An 18,081-nucleotide genomic window follows, 5' to 3' on the forward strand; every position below is an offset into this window, starting at 1 on the left:
ACTCAGACCTCTCCCAACGCGACCATGCGGCTTGCCAGTTCGGGGGCGCTCGGCGCCTTGAGGGCCTCGACCACCCGGCCGTCCGCCATCACCAGCACGTGGTGCGCGCGGGCCGCGGCGGCCGGATCGTGGGTGACCATCACCACCGTCTGGTGCAGGTCGGCCACGAGGTCGCGCAGCAGGTCGAGGACCTCGTGGGCGCTGCGCAGGTCGAGCGCGCCGGTCGGTTCGTCGGCGAACACGACGGCGGGCCTGGCCACCAACGCCCGTACCACGGCGGCCCGTTGCTGCTGGCCGCCGGAGAGCTCGGCCGGGCGGTGGGTCAGCCGGTCGGTCAGCCCGACCCGCTCCACCAGCGTCCGCAGCCAGTCGCGGTCCGCGGTGCGTCCCGCCAGCCGCAGCGGCAGCGTGATGTTGTCCTCGATGGAGAGGGAGGGGATCAGGTTGTACGCCTGGAACACGAACCCGACGCGTTCCCGGCGCAGTTCGGTACGGCGGGTCTCGTTCAGCCCGGCGATCTCGTGGCCGTCGATGCGGACGCTGCCCGAGGTCGGGGAGTCCAGCCCGGCGGCACAGTGCATCAGCGTGCTCTTGCCGGAACCCGACGGTCCCATGACGGCGAGGAACGTGCCGCGTTCCACGGTCAACGACACGTCGTCGAGGGCGCGTACGCCTCCCGGGTACGCCTTGCTGACGCCCTCCAGGGCGATGGCGGGGGCGAGGGTGGCGGCGTGGGCGGCGGCGTGGGCGGCGGCGTGGGCGGCGTTCATCGACGGCCCCGCAGGTTGCGCACAACGAGGATGCCCGCGCACAGGACGGTGACCGCGCCGCACACCAGGTGCACCCAGGTGTCGGCGCCGCCGAAGGAGGCCGCCATGTTGGTGAGCGTGCTGGCCACCACCACGGTCCAGAGCAGGGTGCGGGCGATGTCCCCGGAGCTGAGCCGGTCGGGATCGGGGGTCGTCGTGTTCTGCATGGGGCTTCTCCCGTGATCGTGTGCGGTGGACTTGTGCGGTGGTCCGGTGCGGTGGACTTGTGCCGTTCCGCCGTTCCCGCTGTCGTCACCGACGCTATGGATCAGCACCCCTCGCGGCCGATCCCGCAGCCCGCCCGGTTCGAGGTACAGCAGGCTGTACTCCCCCTCCCTCCGCCCACGAAGAACTGACGTACGGCATAGGGTCGTTCGCATGACAGCCAGCACGAGCGAGGCGGGCGGTGGAGCGGCGATCCGGCGCGAGAGCCGCGAGAGCTTCAAGGACATCGCCCTACGGACCCTGAGCGCCGCCGGCCAGGCGATCGCCCAGCTCGCCTCCGGGCTCAACACGGCCCTGCTCGCCCTGCTGTTGCTGCTGTGGCTGGCCGTCACCGCCGCGACGAGCGTGGTCGGGGTGGGGCTGCTCATGGCGCCCGCGCTGCTGCGCACCCTGCACGCCCTGGCCGGACGGGAACGCGACCGGCTCGCCCGCCGGGGTCCCGAGGTCGTCGCCCCGGAGCCCCCGCCCACCCGGCTGCGGCTCGCCCTTGTCGACCCCACCACCCGGCGCGAGCTGCGCTGGCTGGTCCGGCACGCCACGGTGGGCGCGCTGCTCGGGCTGCTCGGCGTCCTGCTGCCGATCACCGCCGTGCGGGACAGCGCCTTCCCGCTGTACTGGACGTTCATGCCCAAGAACACGACGGCCACATCCCTGGGCATCGGCAACGCGCAGACCTGGCCCGACGCCCTTGCCGTGGCGCTGCTGGGCGTGGGCTGGATCGCCATCATCCTGGGGCTGACTCCCGGCATGGCCCGGCTGCAGGCGGAGCCCGGGCGGCGGCTCCTGACGGCCGGTCCCGACGTCGATCTCTCCCTGCGCGTCGCGGAGTTGACCGCCACCCGCGCCGCCGCCCTCGACGCCCACGCCACCGAACTGCGGCGCATCGAGCGCTCCCTGCACGACGGCGCCCAGAACCGGCTCGTCTCCGTCGCCGTGCTGATCGGGGCGTCCCGCCGCATGGTGGCCCGCGACCCGGCCGGCGCCGACGAACTCCTCGAACGCGCCCAGTCCGCCGCCGAACAGGCGCTGGCCGAGTTGCGTACGGTCGCGCGCGGCATCCTGCCGCCGGTACTGGCCGACCGGGGGCTCGCGGGCGCGCTCTCCGGTCTTGCCGCGAACTGCGCGGTGCCCTGCCGGATCGACGTGGACGTGCCCGAACGCTGTGCCGCCTCCGTCGAGGCGACCGCCTACTTCGTCGTCGCCGAGGCCCTCACCAACATCGCCAAGCACAGCGGCGCCGAGCACGCCACCGTCACGGCACGCGGCAGCGGCGGCCGGCTCCTGCTGTGCGTCGAGGACGACGGCCGGGGCGGCGCCGACGAGGACGGCGGCTCGGGACTCACCGGCATCCGTCGCCGTATCGCGGCGCACGACGGCGGTCTCTCCCTGACCAGCCCGCCCGGCGGCCCGACCGTCCTGAAAGTGGATCTTCCCTGCGGATCGTGACGAGCGGAGCCTGAGCTGTGGATTGTGACAAGCGGAGCCCGACCTGTGGAGCCCGACCTGTGGAGCCTGATATGCGGAGCCTGACATGCGGATCGTGATAGCCGAGGACGACCCGTTGCTGCGCGAGGGGCTCGCCCTGCTGCTGCGCGCCGAGGGGCTGGACGTGGTGGCCACCGCGGGCACCCCCGACGAGGCGCTGGACGCCATCGACGCGCACAAGCCGGACGTCGCCATCCTCGACGTACGGATGCCGCCGACCCACACCGACGAGGGGATCGTCGCCGCGGTCGAGGCCCGGCGCCGGCGGCCCGACCTGGCGGTGCTCGTGCTGTCCGCGTACGTCGAGCAGAGCTTCGCCACGGAGCTGCTCGGCGGCGGTGTGAGCGGCCTCGGCTATCTGCTCAAGGAGCGGGTGGGGCGGGTGGAGGAGTTCCTGGACGCGCTGCGGCGGGTGGCCGCCGGTGGCACCGCCATCGACCCGGAGGTCGTCGCCCAGCTGTTCACCCGCTCGCGCCAGGACACCCGTCTGGAGCGGCTCAGCCCCCGCGAACGGGACGTACTCGCCCTGATGGCCGAGGGGTTGGGCAACTCCGCCATCGCCGAACGCCTCGTCGTCACCGACGGCGCCGTCCACAAGCACATCCGCAGCATCTTCGCCAAGCTCGACCTGTCGCCGACGGACCAGGTGGACCGGCGGGTCGCGGCCGTGCTGCGGTATCTGGAGGATCTGCGGCGGCTGGCCTGAGCACGGCGGTACAGCAGGCTGTACGGCGGACCGGCCCGCGGGCTGGATCGTTGGTCGCGTGTCTTTTTCCTAGGTTGGTGAGCACACCGCAAGCACGGTGCGACGACTCACCAACTCGCAAGGAGACAGCCCATGATGACGATCCGTCACCTAGTGTCCACGACCATGCTGGCCGCCGTCGGCCTCGGCCTCGCGACGCCCGCCGCGAGCGCCACCGAGTCCCGGCAGCGCACGCTCCAGGAGAGCGTGAACGCCATCCAGAAGACGGGAACCGTCGGCGTCGTGGCCCAGTCGACGGGCCCGGACGGACGGCGGTACGCCACCGCCGGGGTGGCCGACACCGCCACGGGGCGAGCGGCACGCGCCACCGACCGGTTCCGGATCGCCAGCAGCACCAAGGCCTTCGTCGCCACGGTGATGCTGCAACTGGTCGGCGAGGGACGCGTCTCGCTGGACGACACCGTCGAACACTGGCTGCCCGGCGTGGTGGACGGAAACGGCAACGACGGCAGCGCCATCACCGTACGGCAGTTGCTGAACCACACCAGCGGGCTGTTCAACTACACCGCGGACTTCCCCGCGATCACCACCGTGGACGACTTCCAGGCCGGCCGGTACACCACGTGGACCCCGCGGCAACTCGTGGGGATCGCGATGCGGCACGCGCCGGACTTCGCGCCGGGCACCCAGTGGGAGTACTCGAACACGAACTACATCCTCGCCGGAATGATCATCCAGAAGGCCACCGGCCACACCTGGCAGCAGGAGGTGACCCGGCGCGTCATCCGTCCGCTGGGCCTGCGCGACACCTCCGCACCCGACACCTCCTCCCGCATCCCCGGCCCGCACCTGCACGGCTACTCCGACTTCGGCGGCACCGGCCCGACCATCGACGTCACCGACTTCAACCCGTCGGCCGCCGGGTCGGCCGGTGCCATGATCAGTACGACCGGCGACCTGACCCGCTTCTTCTCGGCGCTCCTGGGCGGCAGGCTGCTGCACCCGGCCCAGCTGGCCGAGATGAAGACGACCGTACGGGCCGCGTCCCTGGACCCCGTCTGGCCCGGCGCGCGCTACGGCCTGGGTCTGATGGAGATCCCGTTGTCCTGTGGCGGCGTCTACTACAGCCACGCCGGCGACCTGTCCGGCTACACCACCCGGGACGGGGTCAGCGCGGACGGCCGCCGGACCGTCGTCCTGGAGGCGACGGGCGACGGCGCGTCCGACCTGTCCACGGAGTCGGCCCAGAACGCCCTGATCGACACGGAACTCTGCGCCGCCGAACGGAATTGACTTGCTCCTCGGGCTGAAGCCCGAGGATTCCGGCCTTCTCGATCGTTGCTGTGCCGCTACGCGGCACGGGGTTCGGGCGGGAATCCGTGGCTTCCTGTTTCTTCGCGCTGTGCCGGGACAAGTCCTGGTCTTACCGGCGCTCCGCAGGCTGTCACCGCCAGTCCGGCGGCCGTTTTGACATTCTTCGCGGCGTTGTGGTCCCGGTCGTGGAGGGTGCCGCAGGCGGTGCAGGTCCATTCCCGGACGTTCAGGGGCTTGGGGCCGTCTTTGACACCGCAGGCCGAGCAGGTCTGGGAGGTCGGCTCGAACCGGCCGATCCTGACCAGAGTCCGCCCGTACCGGGCCGCCTTGTACTCCAGCATGTGCACGAACGCCGACCATCCGGCGTCGTGGACACTCCTGGCCAGCCTGGTGCGTGCGAGTCCTTGGACCGCCAGGTCCTCCACGCCGATCGCTTGGTTGTCGCGCATCAGCCGAGTGGAGAGCTGGTGGTGGAACTCCCGACGGGCGTCGGCCACCTTCGCGTGGGCGCGGGCGCCCTTGAGGCGGGCCTTCTCCCGGTTCCTGGATCCCTTCTGCTTGCGGGACAGCTCCCGCTGGGCCTTCTTCAGTTTCTTCTCCGCCCGGCGCAGAAACCGGGGACTGTCGATCTTCGTCCCGTCGGAGAGGACGGCGAAGTGGATGAGGCCGAGGTCGATGCCGACCGTCTGGCCGGTGCCGGGCATCCGGGCCGCGTCCTTGATCACGGTGACCGACCAGCGGGCATTGGCCGTGAAGCGGATCGACTGACGGCTGTCCTTGCGGGACTTGAAGCGGGGCGCACCGGTCTTCGCGCCCTTGCGCCCGCCCTTGAGGGAGGCGAAGAAGTTCTTGTAGGCGGCCTCCGCGTCGCGCAGGGACTGCTGGAGCACCACCGAGGAGACCTCGCCCAGCCAGGACCGCTCGGGTGTCTGCTTGGCCTGGGTGATCAGCTTCTGGGACAGCACACCCGCCGTGGGGAAGGCTTCGCCCGCCCCGCGGGCATCCTCACGGGCGCGCACAGCATCGTTGTACACGACGCGGGCACACCCGAACGCCCTGGCCAGCGCCGTGCGTTGGCCCGGTTCCGGGTACAGCCTGAAGGCGTACCGAAGCTGCATGACGGCCACACTACGTACTTGGGTTATCGGTGAGATGCAGAAGATCAGAACTGGCCGGCACTGTGCTTTTGTGATGCATGTCCACTTGGTCTTCGTGACCAAATTCCGGCACCGAGTGTTCACCGATACCCATCTGATGACGCGCACGGAGGAGATCATGCGGTCGGTGTGCGCGGACTTCGCATGCGAGATGGTGGAGTTCAACGGCGAGGACAACCACGTCCACCTCCTGGTGAACTTCCCGCCCAAGGTCACCGTCACCAAGCTCGTCAACTCCCTCAAGGGCGTCTCCTCCCGCCGCCTGCGCCAGGAGTTCCCCGACCTCGTACGCCACTACTGGCGCGCCAGCAAGTGGATGTGCTCCCAGGTGAGGGTCTGCCACCAGCGGCCCGCCCAGTCGTCGCTGCGGGTGCGGTAGAGGGTGACCCTGTCGCCGGGAACCTCTCCGGGAACGCCACGGGGAGAGCGATTGCCCCTGCTCCAGCCGCGTGCAGTAGGACAGGCCCACCCCGGCGAGCTGTGCCGGCTCGTCGCGGCGCAGCCCCGGCACGCGACGGCGCTCTGCGACATCCGGGAGTCCCACATCCGTCGGCCGCAACTGCGACCGCCGCATCTTGAGGAACTCCCCCAACCGCGACTTCTTGTTCATACGCCGAGCGTCGGGCACCAGGACGCCGGTCAGCCTGCCCCTGGCATGGGCAGGCTGGAACCGCCCGACGGCCGCACACTCGGAGCCACGAGCAGGACGCCGACGTACCGGGGCCCGGTCAGAAGCACCGCATCCCGGCCCACCCCGCACGCGGTGCACGGAGCACCAGGCCGGACCGCGCCCTCGAAGCTCGAAGTTCGAAAGCTCGAAAGCTCGAAAGCTCAAAAGTTCGAAAGGAAGCACGACCCATGAGGCTGAAGCTTTCCGCGATCGCCGTGGCCCTCACCGCCATGACGGCCCTCGGCGCCGCGCTGACCAGCACCACCGGCGCCTACGCCACGCCCGGCCAGTACGCCACCGCGTCCGGCCACGGCCATTCCTCTCCGGCGGCGCCCACCGTCGACGCCAAGGGTCCGGGTGTCTTCCCTCATTCCGTGGACTACGACCCGGACTCCCGGACGTTCGTGGTGGGTTCGCTGGCGCACAGCACCATCTCCTCCGTCGGCCAGGACGGAACGGTACGTACCCTCGTCGACGACAAGAACCTGGTGTCCGTACAGGCCGTCCGGGTGGACTCCCGGCGGAACCGGATCCTGGCCACCGACGTGGACTACGGACTGGCCGACCGCTCCACACCCGCCACCCGCTTCCGGATCGCGGGGGTCGCCGCCTACGATGCCGACAGCGGACACCGGCAGTGGTACGCCGACCTGAACAAGGCCGCGGGCGACGGCAAACAGCACCTGGTGTCCGACCTGACCATCGCTCCGGACGGCACCGCGTACGCCGTCGACGAACTCACCCCGACGATCTTCCGCATCGACCGCCACGGACACGCCTCCGTCCTCCTGCGCGACGACCTGCTGGCCGGAGAGCTGGACATCCCCGGCTTCCTGAACGACGTGGGCATGAGCGCCGTCGCATGGATGCCCGGGAACATCCTGATCGTCGCCATGGCCGACGGCAGCCTGGTACGCGTGCCGGTCCACCACCCCGAACAGGCCGCCAAGGTCCGGCTCTCCACCGGTCTCAAGACCATCACCGCGGGCATCCGGGTCCTGCCGGACGGATCGATCACCGCGGTCAGCAGCGGACTGCTCACCGGGCAGGCCGCCGTCGTCCAGCGGGTACGCCCCGGCCACGGCTGGAAGACCGCCACCGTCACGGTCACCGACACCGTCACCGACCCGGTCACCAGCGCCGTCACGGCCGGCCCCCGGGGCACGACCTACGCACTCAGCGGCGGCCTGGCCGCCCTGCTCGCCGGGCAGCCCAACGACGGCTTCACCCTGCGCCAGGTGAACGTGCGCTGACCACGCCCCCGGCACCCGCCGGTTCCGAAGAGGCACCGGCCCGAGCACCCACCCCGCATCTGCCCCACATCTGCCCACCATCCGTAGCACTCACGAACGGGAAACAACATGCCTGCGCTCTACACCACCGAGGCCCTGTCGACCGGTGACGGCCGTAACGGCGAGGTCCGTTCCCTCGACGGCGTCCTGGACGAACTCCTCGCGGTCCCGAAGGAGATGGGCGGCCCCGGCGGGGACAGGACCAACCCGGAGCAGCTCTTCGCCGCCGGATACGCCGCCTGCTTCCACAACGGGCTCCGCCTGATCGCGGGTCAGCAGGGGGTCCAACTGGGCGCCTCCACCGTCCAGTCGAAGGTGAGCCTGCTCGCGCCGGACAGCGGCGGTTTCACCCTGGCCGTGTCGCTGACCGCGCACCTGCCCGGTCTGGAGCAGTCCACCGCCGACCAGTTGGTGAAGGCCACGCACGAGGTGTGCCCGTACTCCAACGCCACCCGGGGGAACATCGAGGTGACCCTCACGGCGACAGTTCAGTAGGGGACTCCAGGCCCCGACCGCTCCCGTAGGAGACTCGGTCACCGCTCCCGGAGAGACTCGGTGCCCGACGGCCGCCCCCGCGCCGTCGGGCACTGTCGTGCGACCACGCTCACCCGCAAGGACGGCAGGACGCGCGCTCCCGCGTTACGGGGGGCGCGTCTCTATCCTGCGGTAGAGGCTCCAGTCCTCCGCCGCGCCGACGACTCGCCGTCCGGCCGACGGAATGCTGATGGCCATGGACATCACTTCGCTCACCGTCGCACTCAGCGTGGTCGTGATCGTCGCGGCCGCGGTCGTCACCGCCCCCAACCAACCTCCGCTGTGGATCTATCTGCTGACCTGTGCGGGCTCCTGGCCCCTGAGCAGCGCCCTGCTCGACGAGCCCGCCCTCACCTCCGCCGTCGGGAACAGTGCCGTCGGCGAATGGGCCGTGCGGCTCGCCGTCACCTCCACCCTCACGGCCGCGTCGAGCTTCTTCGTCGACAAGGACAGCCACGAGGGCGCCGACGACGACCACACCGCCGACACGGGCGTCCCGCTTGCCTGATAATCGAACGTGTGCCCTAATTGAGTCATAACGTGAAATGATGGGCGAGTTGCCACTCTTTGCCTGATATGCGATACGTGGAGGGAAGCCTTTTACCGCTCGCCGAAGACCCCTGCTGGCCCATCCTGGAAGAGGGAGCCATGACAGGAGCGAACGAGGCAGCCGAGCGCGTGATCACCGGGCGCTACCGGCTCCTGCGTCGGCTCGGCGCCGGTGGCCAGGGGCGGGTGTGGCTGGCCTACGACCAGGAACTGGCGTGCGAGGTCGCGCTCAAGGAGATCATCCTGCCGCCGGACATCCCGGAACACGAGGTGGGCACCCGGATCGCGAGGGCCCGCGGCGAAGCGCGGCACGCCGCCCGGCTGCGCAACCACCCCCATGTCGTCACCGTGCACGACATCGTGGAGGACGACGGCCTGCCATGGATCGTCATGGACTTCGTCCCCGGCGCCATGGATCTGGAGGCGGTGGTGCACGAGCGCGGGCCGCTGCCGCCCGCCGACGTCGCCCGGATCGGGCTCGCGGTGCTCGACGCCCTGCTGGAGGGCCACCGGCTCGGCGTCCTGCACCGGGACGTCAAACCGGCCAACATCCTTCTGGCCCACCCCGGCCCGCAGCACTCCCACCCCGCGGAGGGCGGCCAGGCGCTGCTGACCGACTACGGCATCGCGGTGGAGCCGAGTTCCGGCGAGGCCCGCCTGACCGCCACCCTGGAGGTCCTCGGGTCCGTGCGTTACATGGCCCCGGAACGGGCCAAGAGCAAGGCGCCCACCCCGGCCGCCGACCTGTTCTCACTCGGCGCCACCCTGTATTTCGCGGTCGAGGGCATCGGTCCCTTCGACCGCGACTGCATGTTCAGCACGCTGAACGCCGTGCAGTTCGAGCCTCCCACCCCGCCGCGCCGGGCAGCGGAGCTGACCCCGGTCCTCCTCGGGCTGCTGACCAAGGACCCCGCGGCGAGAATGGCCGGCGACGAGGCCGCCCAGCGGCTCGCCTCCATAGCCGACCAGCCCCACCCGTCGTCCCCTGTGCGGCAGCCGACTCTCCCGGCGGGGGCGTCGGCGCCCGATCAGCCCCCCGACTCGAAGCCGCCGCGTCCTTGGGAATCGGACCCGCCGACCGAGTACGTACCACCGTCCGAGCCCGTGCCACCGGCCGAGCCCGTGCCACCGGCCGAGCCCGTGCCACCGTCTGACCACATGCTGCCGTCCGAGTACATGCTGCCGGCCGAGTACGTGCCGACCGCCGAGCCGGAGGAACCGGCCGGCCCGCCCCCGGGACCGCCGACGCACGAAGGTGACGAGGCCCGGCTCCCGCCCCGCCCGCGACGGCCCGGACACCGACGGGCCAGGCTCATCGCGGGGCTGGCGGCGGTGGCGCTGGCCGCGGTGGGCGGCGGTATCTACCTGACACAGCCCCCCTCCTCCGATGCCGAACTGACCTCGATCCGGGTGGGCAACTCCCCGGCTGGGGTGGCGGCGTCCCCCGACGGCCGCCGGGTCTACGTGACCAACTTCAGCTCGGACTCGGTGTCGGTGATCGACACCGCGACGAACCGCACCGTGGACGACCCCATCCCCGTCGGCAACTCCCCGTCGGGGGTGGCCGTGTCCCCTGACGGACGCCGGGTCTACGTGGCCAACAACGACTCGGCCTCGGTGTCCGTCATCGACGCAACGAAGAACCGCATCATCGGCAGCCCCATCCCCGTCGGCGACACCCCGGAGGGGGTGGCGGTGTCGCGGGACGGACGGGTCTACGTGGCCAACGGGAAATCGGATTCGGTGTCGGTGATCGACCCCGCGACGAACCGCACCATCGGCAGCCCCATCCGGGTCGGCCGCTTCCCGGCGGGGGTGGCGGTCTCCCAGGACGGCCGCCGGGTCTACGTGACCAGCATGAAGCCGGCCTCGGTGTCGGAGATCGACACCGCGACGAACCGCATCGTCGGCAGCCCCATCCCCGTCGGGAAGCGGCCGACAGGGGTGGCGGTGTCCCCGGACGGCCACCAGGTCTACGTGACCAACTTCAGCTCGGACTCGATGTCGGTGATCGACACCACGAAGCACCGCACCGTCGGCAGGCCCATCCCCGTCGGGAAGCGGCCCACGGGCGTGGTGGTGTCCCAGGACGGACAAGAGGTCTATGTGGCCAACGGGAAATCGGACTCGGTGTCCGAGATCGACACCGCGACGAACGACATCGCGGACGGCATCCCTGTCGGCAACTCCCCGGAGGGGGTGGCGGTGTCCCCGGCCGAGAGCCAGGTCTACGTGGCCAACAAGGGCTCGGACTCGGTGTCGGTGATCGCCTTCTAGAGGGCGTTCGCCGTCAGGTCACACCCTGAACGACACACTTCGCCACAGCACAGACACCGGTGGTGACGACGCCGGGCTCCGGCACAGGCGTAAGGCCGATGACGGCTGCCACAGTTCATGGCGGGGTGCAGCCCGGCGGGTCCCAGACGCGGTTGCGATTCTCGTCGTAGTGGTAACCCGTGCAGTCCCCGTGCGGCGCCGCTCTCGATGCCTGCGCCGTGGTCGGCGGCAACGCCTGGGCGCCCAGCACACCCACCGTTCCGGCGAGCAGCGCGGCGGCGCAGGACGCGCCGAAAAGGTATCGGGTGTACTTCCGGGTGCTTATGGCCATGATTATCTCCCTTTGAGCCTTTAAGCGAATTATCCACCAGCGTGGAAGCTCGCGATGGCGGTGTCAAGCAGCCATCGAGGATGCCGGCCTCATCGGTCCGGCAGCCGCGTGCGGGTCCCCTGGATGTCCGGCGGGGTCGCGGTGGAGTCCGCCGGACTCCGGCTTCCCGTCAGGCGGCGCAGGGCACGGCCGTTCTTCAGGAACGTGCCGGGCTGCTCGGGGTCGGGCTTCGGCTTGGCCCTGGCGGTCATGTTCTTGATGTTCAGCTTCTCGAACCGGATCACGCCGTACGTCCGGGCGAGCATGGTTGAGGTCTTCTCGCACCAGTCCTTGCGCCGGTCGGCTTCGCGGGCCTTGAGTTTGGCGGCCTTCGCGTACTCGGCGGATTTCCGCTCGCTGCCTTTCGGGGCGCGGGCGGCGCGGCGCTGGTGCTTGCGGATCTGCGCCCGCTCTTTCACCGTGAGCTGGGGGCAGTCGAGCCTGCGCCCGTCCGAGAGGGCGGCGGTGATGGTCACACCCCGGTCGATGCCGATGACCTCACCTGTGCCGGGCTCGGGGACCGGTACGGGGATGACGGCGAACGCGATGTGCCACTGGTTGTCGCGGAAGGTGACGCGGAACGTCTTCGCCTTCGGCAGCCCTGCACGGGTGAGCCAAAAACGCACCCACCCGCAGCCGGGCACTTTCACCTGCGCCCAGCGGCGGTTGAGCTTCTGCACCACCACTGAGCGGCCCATGACCTGCTTGCCGGTCCTGGCGTTCAGCTTCGCGCTGCCGTCCGGTCCGGACTCGGGAACACGGTCGGTGCCGATGACGCGGAAGCCCTCGTGCTGGAACCGCTTGCGCCAGGTCGGTTCACCGAACCCGGAGGTGAAGCGGGCGTTCTTGGCCTGCGCGAAGTCCTTGAGGGCCTGCTGCATCACATCGGCGTTGCCCTCGCGCAGCCATTCGTTCTCGCGCCGGGCCTCGGTGAGCTGGCGGCACTGTTCGGTGAAACCGGGCGCCGTCTTCTTGCCCCTTCGCCAGTGGGAGTGCTGCTCGACGGCCAGGTTCCACACGTACCGGGCGTGCGCGCAGTGGTGGAGCATGATGCCCGCCTGCTCGCTCGTCGGGTACATCCGGAATCTGGACATGGCCCCATTTTGGGGCCACACTTGATGTGTGATCAAGCTGAATCTTCGACTTCCTGACGATCTGTACGTCAAAGCCAAGGCGCTTGCCGCCACAGACGACCGCTCCCTCAACTCATGGCTGGTGTCACTCGTGCGACACGCGGTCGAGGACAGCGAACGCCGTTCCGCCCCGGGGGCGTAACGGCTATTCCCGCCCTGCTCCGCAGGAGCTCGCATTCACCCCCGGCCTGAAGGCCGGGGCACCCTGCGAGAAGACGAGGTGGCCGTGCCCGACACCCTGCCCCTGTCCCTCGCCCCGGCCGCGGATCCCCACCCGGCCGGCTCGGCGGCCCCCCACCCGGCCCCCCACCCGGCCCCGGAAGCGGCGGTCGACCTGCTGCGCCGGCATGCCGGGGCGCGCACCGCCACCTCCCTCGCCCCCGGGCACCCCCGGCTCAGCGCCGTGCCGGTACTGCTGCCGGCCGGGGCCCGGCCCGCCCTGCTGGTCGGCGTCTGGACCACCTCGCTCTTCCGGCCCGACCGGATCTGGCTGACCAACCTGCCCCCGGCGTGGCGGGCCCAGGCCCTCGCGGTCATCGGCTCCGCCACCGCCGCGCGGGTCGGGGTCGCGGAGGCCGAGCTGGGCCTGCACGACTTCGCCGGCCGGTCCTACCCCGGCTGGCACCGCCACGCCACGAGCTATCTCGGCGAGGGCGCGGCCGCGGTGTGTGGCGGGCTGGTCGTCGCCCGGCTGCTGGGCCGGTTCGGCGGAGTGCGGGTGCTGACCGCGGGCCTGCTCATCCAGGGCGTCGGCACGGTCGCGATGTTCGCCCTGCCGCAGAACGTCAACCTGCCCGTCCTGCTGGTCACTTCCTCCGTCATGGGCCTCGGTCACGTCTTCAGCGTCGTGTCCTTCATCACCGTGATGACCTCGGGTGTCAGCGAGGAGGACCAGGGTGTCGTCGGCGGTCTGTCACAGCTGCCGCAGTACGTGGCCGCGATCGGTGTCTCCGGGCTGAGCGCCATCGCCGCCGCCCGCACCAACGCCCTCGCGTCCGGCGCCGCCCCGTCCCACGCCGACACTTTGGGCGGGCTGCACGCGGGCATGGTCACGGCCGGTGTCGTCGCCCTCGCCGGTGCCCTGCTCGTCGGCGCCGTACTGCGCAAGCGGACCACGGCCTAGGCCGTCCCGTGTCCGGCACCCGGCACCCCGCGCCGGCACCGTCCGCGCACCCGACGCGTCCGTCCGCCCCCACCCGGCGGACGGGCGCGCCGCCCCCGTGTCCGAGCCGCTCCGGGCGCCTTCGCCGCCTGCGAGGAGACCATCCGTGAACGACAGCCGACTGCGCAGGCCCTCCGCGGTGCGCACCCTGCGCGTGGGTGAGATGAAGGTCAGCTATGTGCCCGACGGGGCCATGCTGCTGAAGCCGGCCGGCTGTCTGCCCGCGGCCGTGGACCGGCACTGGATCACGTACGGCGCCTACCTCAACGACACGCGCCGGCTGGTCGCCAACACCGGCGGCCTGCTCGTCGAGCACGGCAGCCGGGCCCTGCTGATCGACGCCGGGTTCGGCCCGCGCGCCGTACCGGAGGACCCCGGCCATCCCTACCGGGGCGCGGTGCACGGCGGCGCGCTGCCCGGCAATCTGGCCCTGCTGGGGCGGTCGCCGGAGGACATCGAGACGGTGGCCTTCACCCATCTGCACCCCGACCACATCGGCTGGGCCTGCGCCGAGCCGCCCCTCTTCACCCGGGCCACCTTCGTGGTCCCCAAGGCCGAGTGGGACCACCGCGGCCCCGCGGCGGCGGCCCTCGAACCCCGGGTACGGCTGGTACTGCCCGGCGACGAGATCTTCCCCGGTGTCCACGCGCTGGCGCTGCCCGGCCACACCGTGGGCCACACCGGCTTCGTCATCGCCTCCCACGGCACCCGCCTGCTCGCCTTCGGCGACGCCCTGCTCTCCGCCCTCCAGGTACGGCACCCCGAGTGGTCCGCGGTCTCCGACGACGACCCCGGCCAGTCCGCACGCCACCGCCGCCGCCTGATCGCCGAACTTCAGCGCCCGGACACCCTCGGCTTCGGCATCCACTTCGCGGACGTGGTCTTCGGCCGGGTACGGCCGGACGGGGAGGGGGCGGCCTGGTATCCGCTGTGACGCGCCCCGCCACCGCAGGGCCGGGCCGCAGGGCGGTGGAAGCCGGCCGGCGGGCGGCCCGGGGCAGATGGCGAACCGCCGGCGAAGAGCCGGGACCTCGCCCGCCGCCGGGAACGCTACGGGGGCGAAAGGCGGCGAGAGGCGGCGAGACCGCTCAGTGCTCGCCGGCCGACTCCGGCCACAGCGCCCGCACCGCGTCGGGCACCTCGGCCACCACAGCCGGATCGAGCACGGCCAGTTGGAGGAGGTAGCCCGGCAGGACGGAGAGCATCGTCGAAGCGATCGCCTCGGCCGTCACGCCGGTGGGCAGGTCGCCGTGCTCCTGGTGGTCGCGGACCAGGATGGTCAGGTTCGCGCGCATGCCGCCCATGAGCTGGTCGAGCTTGTGAGCCAGCGAGCGGTTGCGCATGGCCTCTCCCCAGACCAGAACCGCGAGCCCGGCCAGGTTCCCCTCGGCGGACTTGGCCCGGACCACATCGAGAAGCTCCGCCATGACCGCCCCCATGGATCGGCCCTGGTGGTTCGTGGCGACGGCGAGCGTGATGCCGAGGACTTCGCGCATGTTCTCCTCGGCGATCGCGAGGATCATCTCGTCCTTGCTGGTGAAGTGCCGGTACACCGCACCCGCGGACAGGTCCGCCTCCGCGAACAGGTCCTGCATGGACGCGGAGTGGAAACCGTCGCGAAGGAAACAGCGGCGCGCCGCGTCCAGGATCTGCTCACGACGGGCGTCCATGTACTCCTGGGTGACCTTGGGCATGGTCCCACTCTATCAAAAAACGAACGTTCGTGTTGACGTTCCTCGCACATCGGGCCAGACTGGGGATTTAAGAGAACGACCATTTCTTTTTTTATAGGAGGGCTGACCGTGAAGAGCCCCTTGTCAGGAAACCCGGCATGGCGTGAAGTGGCTGTCGCCGCGGTGGCGCTGCCCCTGGTCATCACCCTGGTGGTGATGGCGTTCGCCTGGCCGGCGGGGCGGTCCGCGCCGCGCGACGTCCCGGTCGGGATCGTGGGCACCGGGGCGGCCAGCCAGCACGCGGTCGAGGCACTGGTCCATGGGAAACCCGGCGCGTTCGACTTCCACCTCTACCCCGACCAGCAGGCCGCGCGGTCGGCGATCGAGAACCGGGACGTCTACGGCGCCCTCGCCATCTCACGCCAGGACATCACCGTGCTGAAGGCCTCTGCCGCCGGCGCCTCCGTGGCCCAGCTTCTGGGCGAGGTCGGACAGCAGCTGGCCGACCGGGCCGCCCAGCAGGAGACCGCCGGTGCCAAGTCCCGGGCGAAGATCCACGTGAGGGCGGTCGACGTGGTGCCCCTCGCCGCGGAGGACCCCAGGGGAGTGGTGTTCAGCTCGGCGGTCTTCCCGCTCACGATCTGCGGCATCCTGATCGGGTCGTTCGTCGCGACGGCTCGTGGCCTGCGACGCCCGTGGCACCGAGTGCTGACACTCCTCGTCGCATGCGCCACCGCGAGCCTCGGTGCCTATCTCGTGGCCCAGGGTTTCCTGGGTGCGCTGCCCCACGATCACATGGCCACGTTGGCGGTCCTGTCGCTCGTCCTGATCTCCATCAGCACCACCACTGCCGGGCTGATCCGGCTCGTCGGGCCGGCGGGTCTTGGACTCAGCGCCGCGCTCATGGTCTTCGTCGGGAACCCCTTCTCCGGCGCCACCTCCGCTCCGGAGATGCTCCCCGAGGGAGTGGCCCACGTCGGCCAGTGGCTGCCCCCCGGCGCCGGAGCCGGCCTGCTTCGCGACACCGCGTACTTCGACGGCAACAGCGGCGCCGGCCACCTTGCCGTCCTCACCCTGTGGAGCGTCTGCGGACTCACAGCAGTCCTGTTCGGCCGCTCGGTCACCGGGAAGGTCCCCGGCGCGAAGACCGGTGCGAAGACCGGTGCGACGGCTTCCGGAGCGTTGCTCCCGGCCCTGCCGTCCGGCGCCGCTTCGCCGGATCGGCGTCACGCGCACGCGCACGCACGTCGCCATGACGGTGACGGCTGACGCCGAGCGCTTCATGCCCGCCGTCAGAGCCTGGCCACCGAGGACGTCGGCCCGGTGTCGAAGGCGGATGAGCCGCCGACGCACGGCCACCCCCTGGCCTTGGTCGCCGTGGGCGCCATGTTCGCAGCCCGGCGGACACACGGGCCGACTCCCGACACAGCAACGACTACGACGTACGGCGCGAGGCGTTGAACCGCGATGCCTCGCGCCGTGCCGGAGCGGACACACCATGACCACCCCACACCACCCTCAGGCGGCACACCGGTCCGACCCCCCGCAGCCGACCGGGCCCCCTCCGGCCGCCACTCGGGCCTTCGCCCTGCTGGGCAGACGCTGGAACGGCCTGATCCTCGCGGCCCTGGCCAAGGGCCCGGCCGACTTCGCACAGGTTCGCGAGCGCGTCCCCGGCATCAGCGACCGCATGCTCGCCCAGCGCCTCCGGGAACTGACCGCGGTCGGCCTCGTCGCCCGAAACGTCCTGCCCGGCCCGTCGTCGCGAACCCAGTACACGCTCTCCCCGCACGGCAACGCCTTCCTCATCCCCCTGGCCGCCTTGCTTGTGTGGGCGGAGGACCACCTTCCGGGGGTCTGCTCGTCGGCGCCGGATCGACCGGCCACGCCGGACCGCTGACCTCCCTTTCCGTGCCGGTGCAAGCACTCGAAGACTTCCAACGGGCGGTCCGTCTACTGCTGGGACAATTCGAAGGAGATGTGCGTGGACAGCGTACGAAGGAAGTCGGGGGCGTCGAAGATCTCGCCGGCGGAGGCGACTCCGACCGTCCTGGTCCGCCCCGTGAGGATGCGGTGGACCGCTTCCACCGCGAGCGGCGCGCTGACCGCGTAAATGTCCTGCCCCCTCGCCACGGCGCGCCGTTCGGTGCCGCCCGAGCGCACGACCACGTCGACGAGGAAGGTCTGCGCGGACCGCCCACGCTCGTCGACCGCGGCCGGGGGCGGCGTGTCCGGGGCCGACAGGTCCCTGGCCGCCTCGGTCGTCATGTAGGTACGCACCTCGGGGATGGACAGGTGGCTGGGGACGGTGACGACATCGGCCATCGTGAACTCCCCGATGACGGCCCTGGTGCCCATCGGGTCGGGAAAGGGCCACTCCAGGGTGGGCAGGTCGTCGTCGTGGTGCTCCAGCCGCCCGTTCGTGTAACGGACGTGCCGGCCGCCCCGCCGCGCCCCGGAGACCTTGCCCGCGGCGCGTGTCCCGGCGGTGGGGTGCCAACCGCTCAGCCCGTACGCGATGTGTGCCTCGTCGGCCGCCGTCCAGTCGCCCATCGCCGCGGTGGCCAGCAGATCACCGAGGCCGCCGTAGAAGGCCATCGCCGGGACCACCACCGTTCCCGCGGCGCGGGCGCGGTCCGTGAAGTGCGCGAACGTGTCGACGTTGGCCTCGATCTGCACCGGCCTGACGAGGGCGGGCGTTCCGCCGTGAGTGTCCGGAACGCCA

At 71.0% G+C, this 18,081-nt stretch carries 19 protein-coding genes and 1 pseudogene; 13 read left to right on the forward strand and 7 right to left on the reverse strand.

The genetic code is table 11. The features are described 5' to 3' along the window. Nucleotides 1–2: 2 nt before the first annotated feature. Together RV986_RS25080 and RV986_RS25085 are read right to left on the reverse strand one after the other, a co-directional pair. Nucleotides 3–770, reverse strand: a complete 768-nt coding sequence (locus tag RV986_RS25080) for an ABC transporter ATP-binding protein (RefSeq protein WP_475919545.1) — start codon at nucleotides 768–770, stop codon at nucleotides 3–5. Further along, nucleotides 767–976, reverse strand: a complete 210-nt coding sequence (locus RV986_RS25085) for a hypothetical protein (RefSeq protein WP_475919546.1) — start codon at nucleotides 974–976, stop codon at nucleotides 767–769. Before RV986_RS25085 ends, RV986_RS25080 begins: the two co-directional genes overlap by 4 nt. A 211-nt stretch (nucleotides 977–1,187) precedes the next feature. Between RV986_RS25085 and RV986_RS25090 the strand changes: the two genes are divergently transcribed. The 3 genes from RV986_RS25090 (at nucleotide 1,188) to RV986_RS25100 (ending at nucleotide 4,518) form a co-directional block, all read left to right on the forward strand. Beyond that, nucleotides 1,188–2,480 (forward strand): sensor histidine kinase, encoded by a 1,293-nt coding sequence (locus RV986_RS25090; protein WP_475919547.1) that lies wholly within the window; start codon nucleotides 1,188–1,190, stop codon nucleotides 2,478–2,480. An 85-nt stretch (nucleotides 2,481–2,565) separates the two neighbouring features. Then, nucleotides 2,566–3,225, forward strand: coding sequence for a response regulator transcription factor (locus RV986_RS25095; RefSeq protein WP_475919548.1), 660 nt, complete (start codon nucleotides 2,566–2,568; stop codon nucleotides 3,223–3,225). A 132-nt stretch (nucleotides 3,226–3,357) separates the two neighbouring features. After that, entirely contained in the window at nucleotides 3,358–4,518 is a 1,161-nt protein-coding gene (locus RV986_RS25100; protein WP_475919549.1) for a serine hydrolase domain-containing protein, read from the forward strand. 56 nt (nucleotides 4,519–4,574) lie between these two features. On the opposite strand, the gene RV986_RS25105 is transcribed toward RV986_RS25100, so the two are convergent. After that, nucleotides 4,575–5,657: an RNA-guided endonuclease InsQ/TnpB family protein gene (locus RV986_RS25105; RefSeq protein WP_475919550.1), complete on the reverse strand. Its 1,083-nt coding sequence runs from the start codon at nucleotides 5,655–5,657 to the stop codon at nucleotides 4,575–4,577. 25 nt (nucleotides 5,658–5,682) lie between these two features. On the opposite strand from RV986_RS25105, the gene tnpA reads away from it, so the two are divergent. From tnpA to RV986_RS25130, 5 genes are all read left to right on the forward strand, one after another. Next, nucleotides 5,683–6,075: an IS200/IS605 family transposase gene (tnpA, locus tag RV986_RS25110; RefSeq protein WP_475924420.1), complete on the forward strand. Its 393-nt coding sequence runs from the start codon at nucleotides 5,683–5,685 to the stop codon at nucleotides 6,073–6,075. 479 nt (nucleotides 6,076–6,554) lie between these two features. Next, nucleotides 6,555–7,619 carry a hypothetical protein gene (locus RV986_RS25115; RefSeq protein WP_475919551.1) on the forward strand — a complete coding sequence of 355 codons (1,065 nt, stop codon included), beginning with the start codon at nucleotides 6,555–6,557 and terminating at the stop codon, nucleotides 7,617–7,619. A 108-nt stretch (nucleotides 7,620–7,727) separates the two neighbouring features. Further along, nucleotides 7,728–8,153, forward strand: a complete 426-nt coding sequence (locus RV986_RS25120) for an organic hydroperoxide resistance protein (RefSeq protein ID WP_475919552.1) — start codon at nucleotides 7,728–7,730, stop codon at nucleotides 8,151–8,153. 235 nt (nucleotides 8,154–8,388) lie between these two features. Next, complete coding sequence (locus RV986_RS25125; protein WP_475919553.1) at nucleotides 8,389–8,700, forward strand: hypothetical protein; 312 nt, start codon at nucleotides 8,389–8,391, stop codon at nucleotides 8,698–8,700. Between the two features lie 140 nt (nucleotides 8,701–8,840). Further along, complete coding sequence (locus tag RV986_RS25130; RefSeq protein ID WP_475919554.1) at nucleotides 8,841–11,018, forward strand: protein kinase domain-containing protein; 2,178 nt, start codon at nucleotides 8,841–8,843, stop codon at nucleotides 11,016–11,018. A 115-nt stretch (nucleotides 11,019–11,133) separates the two neighbouring features. On the opposite strand, the gene RV986_RS25135 is transcribed toward RV986_RS25130, so the two are convergent. Beyond that, nucleotides 11,134–11,349 carry a hypothetical protein gene (locus tag RV986_RS25135; protein ID WP_475919555.1) on the reverse strand — a complete coding sequence of 72 codons (216 nt, stop codon included), beginning with the start codon at nucleotides 11,347–11,349 and terminating at the stop codon, nucleotides 11,134–11,136. A gap of 89 nt (nucleotides 11,350–11,438) precedes the next feature. Then, entirely contained in the window at nucleotides 11,439–12,482 is a 1,044-nt protein-coding gene (locus tag RV986_RS25140; protein ID WP_475919556.1) for an RNA-guided endonuclease InsQ/TnpB family protein, read from the reverse strand. 28 nt (nucleotides 12,483–12,510) lie between these two features. Between RV986_RS25140 and RV986_RS25145 the strand changes: the two genes are divergently transcribed. The 3 genes from RV986_RS25145 to RV986_RS25155 all read left to right on the forward strand — a co-directional run bounded on the left by RV986_RS25145 (nucleotide 12,511) and on the right by RV986_RS25155 (nucleotide 14,617). After that, a complete protein-coding gene (locus RV986_RS25145; protein ID WP_475919557.1) occupies nucleotides 12,511–12,663 on the forward strand; it encodes a toxin-antitoxin system HicB family antitoxin in 153 nt (50 codons plus the stop codon). Nucleotides 12,664–12,741: 78 nt separating this feature from the next. Beyond that, nucleotides 12,742–13,644, forward strand: a complete 903-nt coding sequence (locus tag RV986_RS25150) for an MFS transporter (protein WP_475919558.1) — start codon at nucleotides 12,742–12,744, stop codon at nucleotides 13,642–13,644. A gap of 145 nt (nucleotides 13,645–13,789) precedes the next feature. Further along, nucleotides 13,790–14,617 carry an MBL fold metallo-hydrolase gene (locus RV986_RS25155; RefSeq protein ID WP_475919559.1) on the forward strand — a complete coding sequence of 276 codons (828 nt, stop codon included), beginning with the start codon at nucleotides 13,790–13,792 and terminating at the stop codon, nucleotides 14,615–14,617. A gap of 154 nt (nucleotides 14,618–14,771) precedes the next feature. Here RV986_RS25155 and RV986_RS25160 read toward each other — a convergent pair whose 3' ends face one another. Next, complete coding sequence (locus RV986_RS25160) at nucleotides 14,772–15,377, reverse strand: TetR/AcrR family transcriptional regulator (RefSeq protein ID WP_475919560.1); 606 nt, start codon at nucleotides 15,375–15,377, stop codon at nucleotides 14,772–14,774. Between the two features lie 108 nt (nucleotides 15,378–15,485). Here RV986_RS25160 and RV986_RS25165 point away from each other — a divergent pair, with 108 nt between their 5' ends. Further along, complete coding sequence (locus RV986_RS25165; protein ID WP_475919561.1) at nucleotides 15,486–16,625, forward strand: ABC transporter permease; 1,140 nt, start codon at nucleotides 15,486–15,488, stop codon at nucleotides 16,623–16,625. A gap of 229 nt (nucleotides 16,626–16,854) precedes the next feature. Further along, entirely contained in the window at nucleotides 16,855–17,256 is a 402-nt protein-coding gene (locus RV986_RS25170) for a winged helix-turn-helix transcriptional regulator (RefSeq protein WP_475919562.1), read from the forward strand. Between the two features lie 53 nt (nucleotides 17,257–17,309). On the opposite strand, the pseudogene RV986_RS25175 reads toward RV986_RS25170, so the two are convergent. Beyond that, a pseudogene (locus tag RV986_RS25175) lies at nucleotides 17,310–18,032 on the reverse strand (saccharopine dehydrogenase family protein); the annotation flags it as partial. Nucleotides 18,033–18,081 lie beyond the last annotated feature (49 nt).

This window comes from Streptomyces sp. RLA012 (assembly GCF_056270325.1).

Coding starts and splice junctions, on each gene's coding strand:
- RV986_RS25100 (WP_475919549.1), top strand. CDS start 3,358: ATGATGACGATCCGTCACCTAGTGTCCACGACCATGCTGGCCGCCGTC.
- RV986_RS25105 (WP_475919550.1), bottom strand. CDS start 5,657: ATGCAGCTTCGGTACGCCTTCAGGCTGTACCCGGAACCGGGCCAACGC.
- RV986_RS25085 (WP_475919546.1), bottom strand. CDS start 976: ATGCAGAACACGACGACCCCCGATCCCGACCGGCTCAGCTCCGGGGAC.
- RV986_RS25095 (WP_475919548.1), top strand. CDS start 2,566: ATGCGGATCGTGATAGCCGAGGACGACCCGTTGCTGCGCGAGGGGCTC.
- RV986_RS25170 (WP_475919562.1), top strand. CDS start 16,855: ATGACCACCCCACACCACCCTCAGGCGGCACACCGGTCCGACCCCCCG.
- RV986_RS25120 (WP_475919552.1), top strand. CDS start 7,728: ATGCCTGCGCTCTACACCACCGAGGCCCTGTCGACCGGTGACGGCCGT.
- RV986_RS25140 (WP_475919556.1), bottom strand. CDS start 12,482: ATGTCCAGATTCCGGATGTACCCGACGAGCGAGCAGGCGGGCATCATG.
- RV986_RS25160 (WP_475919560.1), bottom strand. CDS start 15,377: ATGCCCAAGGTCACCCAGGAGTACATGGACGCCCGTCGTGAGCAGATC.
- RV986_RS25130 (WP_475919554.1), top strand. CDS start 8,841: ATGACAGGAGCGAACGAGGCAGCCGAGCGCGTGATCACCGGGCGCTAC.
- RV986_RS25135 (WP_475919555.1), bottom strand. CDS start 11,349: ATGGCCATAAGCACCCGGAAGTACACCCGATACCTTTTCGGCGCGTCC.
- RV986_RS25115 (WP_475919551.1), top strand. CDS start 6,555: ATGAGGCTGAAGCTTTCCGCGATCGCCGTGGCCCTCACCGCCATGACG.
- RV986_RS25090 (WP_475919547.1), top strand. CDS start 1,188: ATGACAGCCAGCACGAGCGAGGCGGGCGGTGGAGCGGCGATCCGGCGC.
- RV986_RS25080 (WP_475919545.1), bottom strand. CDS start 770: ATGAACGCCGCCCACGCCGCCGCCCACGCCGCCGCCCACGCCGCCACC.
- RV986_RS25125 (WP_475919553.1), top strand. CDS start 8,389: ATGGACATCACTTCGCTCACCGTCGCACTCAGCGTGGTCGTGATCGTC.